Source organism: Verrucomicrobiales bacterium (assembly GCA_016793885.1).
Lineage (GTDB): Bacteria > Verrucomicrobiota > Verrucomicrobiia > Limisphaerales > UBA11320 > UBA11320.
The window spans coordinates 94,200-107,729 of record JAEUHE010000183.1; the positions used below are offsets into that span (position 1 = coordinate 94,200).

Below are 13,530 nucleotides of genomic sequence, written 5' to 3' on the forward strand. Positions count from 1 at the left end.
ATAAGTGTGGAAGAAAGTGCGCATTACCCGGGGAGATCTCTGGCGTTGCGATAAAGCTAGTGCCGTCGAAAGGCGGTGACGAAGACGCCGGAGAAGTCAGCCGAGATCGTAGTAGGTCGTCTTGCGACTGAAGGATCGAACATGAAGACAAGGTAAGAGGTCACGACCGCGATGAGAGATGGAGAACCAGAAGCGAGGGCTGAGATGCCCAAGGTGGATCTGCATGGCCCGAGCCGGAGGCGACGGGGAGGGCAGAGCCGCGGTTCAAATCCAACGGGGTTGGTGGAACCATCCGAACCTGGAGAGCCGGAGCTGATCGAAAGAATGCTCGGGCGAGACAACATGCTCAGAGCCTTGCAGGCTGTGGAAGCCAACCAGGGGGCCGCCGGAGTCGACGGTCTGGAGGTGGGGCAACTGCGGGCCTACCTGCGAGGGAACTGGGCAGGCATAAAAGAGCAACTCCTCAAAGGGAGCTATGAACCCCAGCCCGTGCGGCGGGTGGACATTCCGAAAGCTGGAGGAGGCACCCGCATGTTGGGGATACCGACGGTCCTCGACCGTCTGATCCAACAGGCGATTCATCAAATACTCAGCCCCCTGTGGGAGCCAGAGTTCTCGGTGCACAGTTACGGGTTTCGGCCCGGACGAAGTGCGGCCCAAGCGGTCAAGGCGGCCCAAGGGCATATCACCGCCGGCAAACGCTGGGTGGTGGATATGGATTTGGAGAAGTTCTTTGACCGTGTGAACCACGATGTGCTGATGGCCCGGGTGGAGAGGCGGGTGAAGGATCGACGTCTGTTGAGACTCATCCGCCGCTATCTGGCCAGCGGGATCATGAGTGGGGGACTGGTGAGCCCAAGGACTGAAGGCACTCCGCAAGGAGGACCGCTGTCCCCATTGCTCTCCAATATTCTGCTGGATGATCTGGATCAGGAACTGGAGAAGCGGGGACACGCTTTCTGTCGGTATGCCGATGATTGCAACGTGTACGTGAGCAGTCAGGCAGCCGGAGAGCGGGTGCTGGCTTCGATGACCCGGTTTCTGAAGGAAACACTCAAACTGACGGTCAACCTGGCGAAGAGTGCGGTGGATCGCCCATGGAAGCGGAAGTTCCTGGGCTTTTCGTTCACGAATCAGAAGGAGAGCCGTGTTCGGGTGGCACCGCAATCGGTGACGCGATTCAAGGAATCACTTCGGCAGAAGTTCCGCGAGGGGCGAGGCCGGAACTTGGGAGCGTTTCTGGGTGGACTGGCACCGAAGTTACGGGGCTGGTCCAGCTACTACAGCATCGCGGAAGCGAGGACGGTATTTGAGGACCTCGACCAGTGGATACGGAGGAAACTTCGTTGCATGGAATGGAGGAAATGGAAGCGACCTCGGACGCGCTGGAAGCGGCTGATCACCTTGGGGCTGGATCGGGAAAGAGCCCGGGCCAGCGCCTTCAATGGCCGTGGACCGTGGTGGAATGCTGGAGCCTCGCATCTGAATGCCGCGCTTCCGACCTCGTACTTCCGCAAACTTGGGTTGATCTCATTGATGGAGGAAGTTCAGTGGCACACTCTGAAGCGCAAGCTTCGGTCGTCATGAACCGCCGGATACGGAACCGTACGTCCGGTGGTGTGGGAGGACGGCGGGGGCAACCCCCCGCCTCCTACCCGATTCGCAAAAGATTGTAGTGGGGCAAAAGTGGGTTGCAGCGGATGACAGATGGGCAAAAATGCTCGCCAATTGGCGTCTAGTGGGTGATGGTGGCGTGCGGTGGATATGAACCAAAATCCGTCATTCTGGTTCACGCGAAAATTCTCGCACTCTTTTTGCCGGTGGCAATTAGATTCACGTTCTGAATTCAGATTTTCAGCCCTGTTGATTTTAGCCCTCCCGCCACAATCGTTTGGCTAATTCGCGCTCCTCATCGCCCCCTGCATCCAGGTAAATCGCCGTGGTTTCCAGTCGCGCATGGCCCAGCCACTTGCGCACTGTGGTCAGGGGAATTCCCCGCGAGATACACGCGATTGCAAAACTATGCCGTAAACCCTTCGGCGAGGCCTTCACGCCCTCGATGTTCGCCTCTGCCATGTAGTGTTTGATCAGCCGGTAGGCTGTTGTGCGTGAATAGGGCCACACCCGGCCATCGGAAATCTTCTCCGCCAGGATGCTCTGTAACAACTCCACCAGCGCGTCAGGGATGGGGATGGCGCGATAGCGCCCGCGCTCTCGTTGCTTCAAGGTTTCAAAAACCAAGGCTCGCTCGGTAAAGTCCACCCGCCCGCCGGTAAGCGCAATCCCTTCGGAGATCCGGCAGCCCGTGTAAAGCAGCGTCAATCCAAAGGCGCGGCGACAGGGATTATCGTCCTGTTTCACCGCCCGGCGGAACGCCTCCCGCTCCGGCCAGTTCAGATACTTGCGGTTGCCCCGGCGGTCAAACATGCCCCTTCCTCCCCGCCTTGAAACAAAATGACGGATTCTGGTTCAAGTTTAACAAACCAAAAGCAAACAGTCATCAACACCAAAACCTATGAAGATCAAATACGTCCTATGGGGTCACGGACCAATCATCCAAGCCTGCAACAACGGGGCCTGCCCTGGGGCTCATATCACCGAAGACGGGCACGCCATTATCCAGGGATACGAGCTGACCGAAGCGGAAAAGTCAGCCGTGCCGCTGACGCCCGGTGAGGGCTTCGTAAAGATGCCGCTCAAAACGCTGAAGCGCATCGCCGCTCAGGTCATGATTGAATGAACGGCTCAAGGGGCAGCGGAGTCATGCTCTGCTGCCCTCCCTCCAATATCGGGTTGATTATGGCAACTGTTGGAAGTAAACAGCAGGCATGATTTGAAGGTAGATTGTGTCTCCTGCGTTCAAACACTTGAAATGAAGCCCTCGTTTGCAACCACCGTGCTGGCTGTTTTGCTGGCGGCATCCGCGCATGCACAGTCTGAAAAGCCCCGCGGCCCGCTCGACGCGGACGCCCCTTCAAATTCGAATCCGCTTTTCAGACTGATCGCCGAATCCGCGAACAAACAACCCGCCAGCAGCACACCGGCGACATCCGGCCCGCTCAGCGCCTCGGGCCCGCTGACCGGCACCCGCACCGCCGCGCCAGCCACCAACACCGCGCAAGCCACCGCGACCTTTACCGCCGCCTCCGCCCCGGCGAATGCGAACACGGCACCGGCGGGAGTTGCAAGAACGGAAACAGAGAAAGAGTTCAAACCCACGATCATCAGGCAGGCAGGAGATTATTCCGAAACCAATCAGGTCGTGAGCTTTTTCGTGCTCAAAGGCAAGAAGAATGAAGGCAATTTGACGGGAGATGATATTGCCAGAACAATAGCCAATTATTTTACCCAAAACGGCATCCCCGTTAAGGGCTTCGTGGAACCATCAGAAGCGGACAACACCGCTATCGGGTTTTTTGTAAAAGGCCGTCTTTATGGGCCCGTTGGCCTTAGGAAGGCCGCAGTAGCTGCTGTCGGTGTTGGATCTCAATACAGGGACGCATATAGCGCCCACTTCCCGTCGGGCTCAGGTTTCGCTGTGCCACCAAGCGGCCCGCTCGACGCGGACGCCCCTTCAAGTTCCGGCCCGGTTTTAAGACTGATCACCGCATCCGCAAACACACAACCTGCCGCCAGCAGCACACCGGCGACATCCGGCCCGCTCAGCGCCTCGGGCCCCCTGTCCGTGACCGGCCCGCTGACCGGCACCCGCACCGCCGCGCCCGCCACCAACACCGCGCCCGCCACCGCGACCTTTACCGCCGCCTCCACCCCGGCGAATGCGAACACGGCGCCGGCGGGAGTTGCAAGCACGGATACGACCGAACAGAAACCGACACTTATCAGGCAAGCCGGGGAGTATTCCGAAACCAACCGGGTTGTGAGCATTATCGTTTCCAAAGGCAAGCAGAACGAAAGTGGTTTGACAGGCGAGGACATTGCCCGGACAATAACCGCTTACTTTACGAAGCGTGGAATTCCGGCTAAGGCATTCGTTGGGCCATCGGAAGGAGATTACACAGCCATAGGCTATGCGGTAAAAGGCCGCATTTACGGGCCCGTTGGCCTTGATAAAGCTGTAGGTATGGCGGTTGTTGCTGGCTCTCAATTCAGGGATGCCTATGCTGACATCCCGTCGGCTTCGGAAAAGTCACGGCGGAATTAGCACAGCGCGCTATCAGATTTTTCCTTGATGCCCCCGGTAGAAGTTTTGAGGAGCGAGTCCATGTAGGTTTGGAACGAGGCGGGATAGTAGCTTCGGTAGGACTGCCAATGCCGCCGCATGCTATCGAGTGCAAGGAAGTCGCGCATGTCGCGCTCCAGGCTCTCGCGCTGTTCGCTGGAGAACAGCCCCCGGTCCTGAATGGCGTTAATCAGCGCCATCTGATTGAGCCAGAGTTGCAGGTAGCGGCGCTCCCAAACCGGGTCGGTGTTTTGACTGCCTTGTAATATGTCAAAAAGTTCCGGCGTCGAAAACCCGAGCATCAAGAGTTGGCGGTTGATGTCATAGACCTGGATGAGGGATTCAATCTTCCGCTGTTCGGTGTGGCCGTGAAGCTGGAAGATCACCAAGAAAATGGAGATGAAGGAAAAGACTAGCGCGACCGCCGTCGGATAATCGAAGCCCGTCATGTGGGTTGCTCCTGTGAGGAAATCTTGGGCTCAGATAGCACTTTAACCGGCGTGAGTAAACGGCTGATTGGCTTGCCAATAATGCGGGTTGAATTGTCATAATTATTATTATCCAACATGAAGTGTTTGCCGTAAGCCCTTGAAAACATTCAAGAAAATGCGCTTCAACTTCGGATGCGTTTTTCGCTTCTTGCCGTTTCGTTTCCCTCGCCTTTCGCGCCGTTATCAAGACTGGCACGACTATCGGAAACGCACCGATCAATTAACCGCAATCTTCCAGCAACGGCGCGGATTGCCCCAAGCCGAAGCGCGAACGCTGGTCCTCGGCGGCAGCGTGCCGCTGCATCCGCTATTCAGCTCGCACAGGAGCTCAAGGCAAGGTGTGGAAAATAAGGCGGGCAATTTTGCTTTGAAGAACATATCGCCAGGTTCAAGGACGTAAGCAGGAAACGGTAATTCGGACTGCACTCAGTCGGAAATCGGCATGGGGCGTCACGTTCATTCTTGTGATGACACCTCCAGCCATAGAACAAAGCACGAACGAACAATTGATCTCCCTGCCCGCCGCCGCAGCGAAGCTTGATGTCTCGCTGCGGAGTTTCTATCGCCTGATCGCACAAGGCGACCTCCCTCCTCCCGTGAAGGTTGGCAGGTCCTCAAAAATGTTTCAGAGTGACCTGTCGGGTTACGTCCAGAAACTGAAAGCCCAAAGAGTCTGAGTTTATGATTGCGTATGTCTATAAACCGAAGCGCCGCGTCGAGGGCAAGCTTGAGGTCCAACGCACCTATCGCGGACGCTACCGCCTGGACGGTGAATTCTCCTTAACGGATGTGACGCTGGACACACCTGACAAGCAGGTGGCGCAAACCAAGCTGATGCAGATTATCGCGGAGAAGGAACGCGAGCGGGCCGGTCTGACAGCCCCGGCGTCAGAGCGTCAGGCAGTCGGTAAGTCCACCCTCACGCACCTGACTGATTTCCTCGCCGACCTGGAAACGCTCGGACGGGCGAAGGAATACACCCGCCACGTCAAAAGCCGGGTTGAAAAGCTGATTGCGGATTGTGGTTTTCATAAGCTCGGGGACATCGCTTCTGACAAGTTTGTGTCCTGGCGGAGCAAGCAAAAGGATTTGAGTGCGAAAACGCTCAATGAGTATCTGAACTCCATGTCGGCCTTCCTGAACTGGATGGTCGCTCAGGAGCGGATGGCGAGCAATCCGCTCGCGAAGGTCTCCAAGGTTGACATCCGGGGCCGTCAGGCGAAACGCCGGGCGATTACGCCGGACGAGTTGCAGGAGCTTTTCAAGGTCACGACCCCGAAGCGCCGCTTGATCTATCTTGCGGCGATTTACACCGGCCTGCGCCTCGGTGAACTCAAGGCAATGGTCAAACTGGATTTGCACCTGGACGACGCCCGCCCCTATGTCGCGGCACGCGCGTCCACGACGAAGAACAGGAAAGAGGGTGCTATTCCACTGCACCCAGCCCTAGCGGCTGAACTGCGCGAGGCGACCAAGGATCACAAGGACGGTCAGCCGGTCTTTCAACTGAGCAAGCGAATCAGCCGGACGTTCAAGGCGGATTTGCTGCGGGCGGGAATTGAGCCGGTGGACGCCCTGGGGCGCAAACTGGACTTCCATGCCTTACGGAAAACCTTCGGAACGCGCCTGGCCGCGAAAGGGGTCGCGCAACGGCTCGCGCAAGAACTGATGCGCCATCAAGACCCGAAGCTAACGGCTTTGAATTACACCGATGAGACCCTGCTCCCGACCTTCGCGGCGGTCGCTTCACTCGATTGGGAAGGCGAGGCCCCTGCTCCCGCTGCACACACGGACACACACATAGACACACAAAAAACAGGCCCGGCGGGTCAAAACGGGGCACAAGCTGGCACGTTAAACGGGGGCGGAAAAGTCGCTGGAAGCCCTGAAAATAAAGGCGAAAGTCGCGTTCTGACGCAACCTGTCACGAAAGGGAAAATGGCGGAGAGAGGGGGATTCGAACCCCCGATACCCGGTTAAGGGTATAACGGTTTAGCAAACCGTCGCTTTCGACCACTCAGCCATCTCTCCGTCAACCGTAGGGTTAGGGATAATCGACCAAATCATCCGCCAAGCAAGCAGAAATTCATGCCGTCCGCACCCAAAGCGTCTTCAAATAGCCCGGCTCCTCGCGCGTGATCGGGAAATCAGGGGGCTGAGCCACATAATGATGACGCTCGACCTTCCGGCCCGATCGCTGAACGGCCGCGAGGACGGTCTCCACAAATTTCTCCGGCTCCAGTCGTGCCGCGTTGGTCGATGCCAAAATGACTCCTCGAGGCGCCAACACTCCCAGCGCCCCAGTCACTAGATCCCCGTAATCCTTCTCCGCCTGAAAACGCCCATGTTCCTTGGATTCCGAAAAGGTCGGCGGGTCCAGGATCACCGCGTCAAACTGGCGTCCCTTCTTCGCCCATCGCCTGAACCAATCAAAGGTGTCGCCAAACACCGAATCATGTTCCGCCGGATCGAGGCCGTTCAGAACGAAATTACGCTTTCCCCACTCCAGATATTTTTTGGACAAATCCAGGCTGGTGGTGCGCCATCCCCCAGCCGCCGCGGCCACCGAAAACGCACAGGTGTAGGCAAAGGTGTTCAATAACTCGGGCTTTGCCCCCGACGGCTGCCTGGCTCCCAGATCGAAACCGGCCGCCACATGGCCGGTCAGACAGCGCCGACGATTGTCCCGCTGATCCAAAAAGATGCCCACCGAATAACCTTCCTGAAAACTCAACTCGAACTTCAGCCCGTTCTCACGCAGGACAAACCTCTCCGGAGCCGCGTCACCGTGGATCAGAACCGGCGACACTGACTGAGGTGCCGTCCCTCGAATGCGCCGCAGCAGCAGCTTGTGATAAACCCCTCGAACGACCGCAGCCGCCCCCCGCTCAGTCCCTCCACCCACCGCCGCGCTGAGCGTGGCTTGTTGACTACGGGTCAGCGGCTCCTCGCTCTGCGCCAATAGATACTCCCCCAACCGATCCACGAAGCAGCCGGGCCAGTCGTGGCTTGCTCCATGAATGACCCGGTACCCATCGGTCAGAGCCGGATCCACAAATGCTGGAGTGGCAGCCGAATCAGGATCATCCCCCCCCGGAAACTCGTTGGCTTTGTCCCACGGAGCCGGTGAACGAAACTCGAGCGTCTCTCCGCTCTTCGGATGACGGAACGACAGCTCAGCCGCATGCAGAAAGACTCGAGCAGCCGGAGCCCCTCCGTAAAGAGTGTCCCCCCAAATAGGAAATCCGCGCTCCGACGCATGCACGCGAATCTGATGCGTTCTTCCGGTCAGAGGTTCCGCACGCACCACCGTGAAGGGTCGCCCCCCTGCCCCACGACGCGCCACTGTGCCCAGGACCGTGAAATGCGTCTCGGCTGGCTGTCCTCCCGGTCGGCTCCCATAGCGTTCGCCCAGTCGGATCAAGTCGGACTTGACCGAGAAGTCTTTCTCTTTCGGCGATTGCTCGGTCAGGAGCAGGTAAGATTTAGAGACCTCCCGGCCGGTAAACTGAAGCGTGAGCGACTTGTTCGCCTCGGGGGTCTTGGTAAACACCAGCACCCCGGAGGTTTCCTTGTCCAGTCGATGCATGATCGCCAGGCTCGCCCAGCGAGGCTCACGGTGTCGCAGAAAGTCATAGACACCTTCGTTGGCGTAGGGCGACGGAGCATGGGTGTTCCATCCAGCCGGCTTGGCGATCACCAGCAGATGATCGTCCTCAAAAAGAATCAATCGAGGCAGGGCATCCGTAAATGGAGGGACCGGAGAACCCATCAGCTCCGCTTGAAGATCGGCTTCTTCACGACGTTGGCCGGCCAGCGTCGGCCGCGCACCTCGATCTCAATGGCGGTGCCGATCTCGGCGAACGCCGGCGGCACGTAGCCCATGCCGATGCCGCATCCCAACGAGGGACTCTGAGTCCCGCTGACCACCTGGCCTAGCACCTTGGCATCCGGCCCCACACTCCAGATGGGGTAATGGGGCCGCGGTGGTGCGGTCTTCTCGGCCATACGAAACGCCACGCAGCGCCTGGTGATCCCCTCGGCTTTTTGCCGCGCAAGGACCGAGCGACCACAGAATTCACCCTTATCCAGCGCCACGAAGAAGCCCAATCCCGCCTCGATCGGGGTTGTTTGCTCGTCCAGTTCGTGACCGTAGAGCGGATAGCCCATCTCGGTGCGAAGCGTATCGCGGGCACCGAGCCCTGCAGGCTGGCAGCAGAAGGGATGTCCGGCGGCTAAAATCTGGTTCCAAACCGCTTCCGTAAACTCAGCACGGGTTATGATCTCAAACCCTTCCTCACCGGTATAGCCCGTGCGCGCCACCAACACTGTGCCGATGTCCTTGGAGCTAAACACTCCGATCTGGTTTTTCTTAAGTTGGCTGGCTGCGGTCACCTGCATACCGCCGATGGAGCCACCCGGAAAACAAGAATCAATGAAGAGGGGCGTCTTCGGTCCCTGAAGTGCCACGGCACCATAGGCGTCCGACATATCGCGGAACTCGACCTGGGTGCGGTCAACGAAGGATTCGAGCCGGGATTTCATCCACGCCACGTCAGGCTCGATGCGCGAGGCATTGATGATGAGGAAGAACTCGTTGTCGGCGATCCGATAAGCGTAGAGGTCGTCAATCACCCCGCCCGCCTCATTGCACATCAGGGTGTATTGTCCCTCCCCCACAGCCAACTTGCGCAGATCGTTGGTCAGCAATCCGTTCAAGAATGCCAGGGCTCCGGCTCCGCGCACCTGCACCTCGCCCATGTGAGCAATGTCGAACAGGCCGGCAGACTTCCGAACGGCTAGGTGCTCGTCGACGATGCTGGAATATTGGACCGGCATCTCCCATCCGCCGAATTCGATGAGCTTACCGCCAGCGCGCTGATGCGCGGAAAACAATGGAGTTCGTTTGAGTGTCATCCGATGTCGGACGCTAGCAGCTCACGCCGCACCGTCAATGACATGGTTTGTTTTGACAGAAGCTTGGCACTTTCCGTTTCATGGCGGGCGGGCAGCGTAGAATGAAAGCAATCGCAGCCCGACGCACCGACACTCCGAACGAATGCCGCAAGGCGCCACTATGATGCCCAACACCAACTTCTTGAACCAGCTACCGATGATCACGGTAGTCATCGTGGCCTTTGTGGCATTCGTGCTCTACCTAGCGGTCAAGGGAACGATTTGCTATCTGATCATCCAAAGCCTGCAGAGAGTTCCCGCCGAGCACCGCCGCATCGAGCCCGCGATGATCTGGCTGCTGCTCATCCCTTGCTTCAGCCTGATCTGGAATTTCTTTGTCTTTCGTCGAGTGCCGGATTCGTTCGCCTCGTACTTCGCCGCTCAAGGACAGTCTGATGTGGGCGACTGCGGAAAGACTATCGGCACTTGGTACTCCGGACTTGCTGTCGCCGGTGTCGCCATCCCGCTCTACGGAGCGGCAGCGGGGATCGCCGCACTGGTGCTTCTGATCCTCAGCCTGGTGAAATACAACGAGCTCAAGCAACGAATCGATCGCACGTTGCCGAAACCCTAGCAGCAGAGACGGACCGTCGGAGATAGGAACCGGGACATATTGCCGACGGATCATGCAGACCACACCGATCTGAGAAGCGACACGTTCAACCTCGTCCCCTACAGCCGTTGGGAGTGTAGGAGCCGAGGTGACGAGGCTTGGTTCATGGAGGGGAGCTGGCTACGATCGGGCTGATCTGCACGATCCTTCGGTTCTCACTGATTGAGGGCTCCCCCGCGTTCTCCGCGCCTCCGCGAGAAAAGATCCCTACCCTGACTCGGAAGGACTGCCGAAATCTCTCGCGGAGGCGCGGAGAGGAAAGAGTTCATGGAGAGCGCCCGCGGGTTCAAGGCCGCTCGATGACTCGATAAAACAGGGGACCAGGAGCAGTGGACACGGAATCTAGGAGCCGCACCTCGCCCGTCTCAGAAACCACGGGCGGTGGCAGCAGCGTCCATTGATCTAGGGGCAGGAGCAAGCCCGTGGTTCGATAGACCTGAAGCTTGGACACCCGACCGGCATCGATCGCCGACCCATCGGCAGAAGCGAGCACCAAACGCAGCCTTCCCGCGACGATCTGAATCGAGCCGATCCTCGTGCCCTGAGTTCGGATGGCGAGGCTGCGATCCCAACCCGCGCAGATGCCACGAACGGAATTCAATACCGAGGGAACCTCGGATTGTCCTGCGCTCGTGCTACCCCACGCGATGACGTGATTGTTCGCCAGCAGGGCCAGGCAATGATCCGATCCAGCGGCAATCGCAATAGCTGGGAGAGGAAGCTCCGGCACCGTGGATTGACCATGGCCATTGTCACCCCAGGCCACGACGGAACCATCCGTCCGGAGGGCGAGACCATGGGCTCGTCCAGCCGCAATGGAAACGACATTGCTCAGCGATGCGGGCGGCCGACGCTGGCCAAATTCATTACGCCCCCAGCCGGTCACCGTTCCGTTCTCCAGCAGAACGAGGTTGAAGTCATGGCCGGCGGCGATAGCCACGGCTTGGCCAACTCCGGCAGGAATGACGGATTCGCCCGCATGCTGACTTCCCCAGGCAATCAGGCGGCGATCCTGGAGCAGCGCCAGAGTATGAGAGGTGCCGGCTGACACCGCCACCACGTTGGTCGCGGCGGAACTGACGGCAGTCTGCTGCTCGTCCGATCGTCCCCAGGCCACCACTGTGCTGTCCTGCCGGATCGCCACACTAAAGCCATCTCCGGCAGCGATCGTGCTGACCACTCCCAAGCCGGCGGGGATGAGGCTTTCCCCGTGTTGATTGTCTCCCCATCCGTACACGGTGCCGGCGGTAGTAAGAGCCAGGGAATGGAGTCGTCCCGCCGCTACCTGTTTGATGGAACTCAACCCTACCGGCGGCTCGACCGACACAAACGAGGATCCATTCCACAGACTCGCCTCGCCCCAGCCCACAACTTCGGAAAAAGAAGCTGGGGCCGACACAACCACCTGAACCACCGGGCTCGTGTTGGTACCCCAGGGATTCGTGATTCGAACGGAATACCCACCCGCATGCGCCGCGGTGACGGGGCTGAACGTGAGCGTCGGTGTGGTAGCGCCCCCAACGGGGTTTCCATTCCTGAGCCACTGGTAGCCCACCGTGTCGGCCGCCTCTACGGACAAAACCCCAAACGTGCCTGGAAATGCGGTGAACCCGACCGGTGTGCGAATGAAAGTGGGTACCGGCTTCACCTCCACGCGGGCCACGGCGCTGGTTACGGCACCATAAATGTTGGTGACCACCACATCATAGGAAGCCGCGTCACTCAGCTTGAGCGGAGCCAAAGTGTACTGCTCGAAGTTGGCACCGGGAACCACCGTACCGTCCTTTCGCCACCGATAGACCAATCCTTCTCCCGACGCCTCCACGGTCAGAGTCACCGTGCCCCCTGCCGGAAATGTTCCCCCTTGAGGTGGAACTTGAATCACCGGGGGCGCTTCGACGACCAGGCTGGCGTTGCGACTCACGACGGATCCCGCCCCGTTGGAAACCAGAACCGAATAAGCGCCCGCATCCTGAAGGCGTAGGTTCGACACCGTCAGGCTGGGCGTCGTGGCTCCAGCAATCGTGAGATTGTTACCGTTCAAGCGCCATTGATACGTCAAGGGTTGACCGCCTGCGGCAACGACCGTGAAGGTCGTGGAAGTTCCGATCAACGCACGTCGGTCCTCGGGTTGAGTTGCGATGGTGGGAAGATCCACCACCATCGCCAGAGCGTGCGTCGATCCAATGGCGATTCGATAGACATTGGTCAAACCCGACGGCGGATTCCACTGCCCAAAGGTATTGTCGCCCCAAACCCGCACGGTGCGATCCGATCGCAGGGCGACGCTAAAATTGGCTCCCGCCCCGATGGCGATGACAGCGCCCAGATCAGAAGGGACGGCGATCTGTCCGAAGGAATTATCACCCCACGCGAACACCCGACCGTCCTCCCGCAAGGCCAGACTGTGGTTCCCTCCCGCAGCGATGGCCTTCATGCGTCCTTGAAGCGCGGGGGTGCGGGGCGCCTGCCCAAACGTGTTGTCACCCCAACCCACCACCGTTCCATCAGCGCGGAGGGCCAGCGAGTGTCCCTCCCCGGCGGCGATCGCCACCACACTTGCCAAACCGCTCGGGACCGCGATCTGTTGACGATCGTTGTAGCCCCAACCCACCACCGTTCCATTGGGCCGCAACGCCAGGCCATGCAAATCGCCCGCCGCGATGGCATTGACCGCGCCCAGATTTCCCGGAACGCGGAGCTGCTCGTCGGTGCTCCATCCGAAAACGAGATTGTTGGTCGCCAAAACCAAACTGTGAAATCCTCCGGCCGCCACCGCTTTGGCTCGAGGCGTGCCTGACGGCACGGCGATACCTCCCCCCCAAGCAACGACGGATCCGTCAGGTCGAATCGCCAAACTGTGAGAACGCCCCGCGGAGAGGGCGATGACCTTCCCCAGATTGGAGGGAAGCGTTGCCTGTCCCACACTGGAATCACCCCATCCCACCCCGTCGCCCTGCGTTTCAGCGGCTACTGCCGAACTCAAACCTACCAAATGGGAAAGACCCAGGAAAACAACGGCCACAAACGTGCGACGCGCTATCGCGGATCGCGATTGCGCACAACTCCTCATTGGATACATATTTAGTTCAATTCCACAAGAACCGGGCAGATCACACTATCAGGGATTTAACCTCCGAAGGCAAGCGTGGTACTCGCCAAGCCGGACGCTAAGCCCCTGTTTTCCTGGGCAACTGCTGCATTGGACATGGCCGGCGGCGAAGCATCACGAGCGTTTTTTCCGCATTTGCCTCGATTCCCCGCGATGAGGAATCCTAGTGTCATTC

At 59.0% G+C, this 13,530-nt stretch carries 11 protein-coding genes and 1 tRNA gene; 6 read left to right on the top strand and 6 right to left on the bottom strand.

Features of this window, described 5'->3' with window-relative positions:
- The first annotated feature begins 342 nt into the window (after positions 1–342).
- A complete protein-coding gene (gene ltrA, locus JNN07_21590; GenBank protein ID MBL9170344.1) occupies positions 343–1,587 on the top strand; it encodes a group II intron reverse transcriptase/maturase in 1,245 nt (414 codons plus the stop codon).
- 282 nt (positions 1,588–1,869) lie between these two features.
- Here the strand turns inward: ltrA and JNN07_21595 are convergent, their stop codons facing one another.
- The gene (locus tag JNN07_21595) at positions 1,870–2,427 is read right to left on the bottom strand and encodes a tyrosine-type recombinase/integrase (protein ID MBL9170345.1); all 558 of its coding nucleotides are present in this window, start codon (positions 2,425–2,427) and stop codon (positions 1,870–1,872) included.
- An 88-nt stretch (positions 2,428–2,515) separates the two neighbouring features.
- Between JNN07_21595 and JNN07_21600 the strand changes: the two genes are divergently transcribed.
- The gene (locus JNN07_21600; protein MBL9170346.1) at positions 2,516–2,740 is read left to right on the top strand and encodes a hypothetical protein; all 225 of its coding nucleotides are present in this window, start codon (positions 2,516–2,518) and stop codon (positions 2,738–2,740) included.
- Between the two features lie 132 nt (positions 2,741–2,872).
- Positions 2,873–4,165, top strand: a complete 1,293-nt coding sequence (locus JNN07_21605) for a hypothetical protein (protein ID MBL9170347.1) — start codon at positions 2,873–2,875, stop codon at positions 4,163–4,165.
- Here JNN07_21605 and JNN07_21610 read toward each other — a convergent pair.
- On the bottom strand, positions 4,162–4,632 hold the full coding sequence (locus JNN07_21610) for a hypothetical protein (protein ID MBL9170348.1): 471 nt from the start codon (positions 4,630–4,632) through the stop codon (positions 4,162–4,164). The genes JNN07_21605 and JNN07_21610 overlap by 4 nt on opposite strands.
- Before the next feature lie 139 nt (positions 4,633–4,771).
- Between JNN07_21610 and JNN07_21615 the strand changes: the two genes are divergently transcribed.
- The gene (locus tag JNN07_21615; GenBank protein ID MBL9170349.1) at positions 4,772–5,074 is read left to right on the top strand and encodes a hypothetical protein; all 303 of its coding nucleotides are present in this window, start codon (positions 4,772–4,774) and stop codon (positions 5,072–5,074) included.
- Between the two features lie 281 nt (positions 5,075–5,355).
- Positions 5,356–6,654, top strand: a complete 1,299-nt coding sequence (locus JNN07_21620) for a tyrosine-type recombinase/integrase (GenBank protein ID MBL9170350.1) — start codon at positions 5,356–5,358, stop codon at positions 6,652–6,654.
- On the opposite strand, the gene JNN07_21625 is transcribed toward JNN07_21620, so the two are convergent.
- From JNN07_21625 to gcvT, 3 genes are all read right to left on the bottom strand, one after another.
- Positions 6,614–6,705, bottom strand: a tRNA-Ser gene (locus JNN07_21625). The two genes, JNN07_21620 and JNN07_21625, sit on opposite strands and share 41 nt — an antisense overlap.
- A 55-nt stretch (positions 6,706–6,760) precedes the next feature.
- On the bottom strand, positions 6,761–8,446 hold the full coding sequence (locus tag JNN07_21630; GenBank protein MBL9170351.1) for a class I SAM-dependent methyltransferase: 1,686 nt from the start codon (positions 8,444–8,446) through the stop codon (positions 6,761–6,763).
- The gene (gene gcvT, locus JNN07_21635) at positions 8,446–9,591 is read right to left on the bottom strand and encodes a glycine cleavage system aminomethyltransferase GcvT (GenBank protein MBL9170352.1); all 1,146 of its coding nucleotides are present in this window, start codon (positions 9,589–9,591) and stop codon (positions 8,446–8,448) included. The genes JNN07_21630 and gcvT overlap by 1 nt, the downstream gene beginning before the upstream one ends.
- A 160-nt stretch (positions 9,592–9,751) precedes the next feature.
- On the opposite strand from gcvT, the gene JNN07_21640 reads away from it, so the two are divergent.
- Positions 9,752–10,204 carry a hypothetical protein gene (locus JNN07_21640; protein ID MBL9170353.1) on the top strand — a complete coding sequence of 151 codons (453 nt, stop codon included), beginning with the start codon at positions 9,752–9,754 and terminating at the stop codon, positions 10,202–10,204.
- Between the two features lie 325 nt (positions 10,205–10,529).
- On the opposite strand, the gene JNN07_21645 is transcribed toward JNN07_21640, so the two are convergent.
- On the bottom strand, positions 10,530–13,316 hold the full coding sequence (locus JNN07_21645; GenBank protein MBL9170354.1) for an immunoglobulin domain-containing protein: 2,787 nt from the start codon (positions 13,314–13,316) through the stop codon (positions 10,530–10,532).
- Between the last annotated feature and the right edge of the window lie 214 nt (positions 13,317–13,530).

Excerpts from the sequence above, each read along its gene's own strand:
- ltrA (MBL9170344.1), top strand. The coding sequence starts at position 343 with ATGCTCAGAGCCTTGCAGGCTGTGGAAGCCAACCAGGGGGCCGCCGGA.
- JNN07_21595 (MBL9170345.1), bottom strand. The coding sequence starts at position 2,427 with ATGTTTGACCGCCGGGGCAACCGCAAGTATCTGAACTGGCCGGAGCGG.
- JNN07_21600 (MBL9170346.1), top strand. The coding sequence starts at position 2,516 with ATGAAGATCAAATACGTCCTATGGGGTCACGGACCAATCATCCAAGCC.
- JNN07_21605 (MBL9170347.1), top strand. The coding sequence starts at position 2,873 with ATGAAGCCCTCGTTTGCAACCACCGTGCTGGCTGTTTTGCTGGCGGCA.
- JNN07_21610 (MBL9170348.1), bottom strand. The coding sequence starts at position 4,632 with ATGACGGGCTTCGATTATCCGACGGCGGTCGCGCTAGTCTTTTCCTTC.
- JNN07_21620 (MBL9170350.1), top strand. The coding sequence starts at position 5,356 with ATGATTGCGTATGTCTATAAACCGAAGCGCCGCGTCGAGGGCAAGCTT.
- JNN07_21630 (MBL9170351.1), bottom strand. The coding sequence starts at position 8,446 with ATGGGTTCTCCGGTCCCTCCATTTACGGATGCCCTGCCTCGATTGATT.
- gcvT (MBL9170352.1), bottom strand. The coding sequence starts at position 9,591 with ATGACACTCAAACGAACTCCATTGTTTTCCGCGCATCAGCGCGCTGGC.
- JNN07_21640 (MBL9170353.1), top strand. The coding sequence starts at position 9,752 with ATGATGCCCAACACCAACTTCTTGAACCAGCTACCGATGATCACGGTA.
- JNN07_21645 (MBL9170354.1), bottom strand. The coding sequence starts at position 13,316 with ATGAGGAGTTGTGCGCAATCGCGATCCGCGATAGCGCGTCGCACGTTT.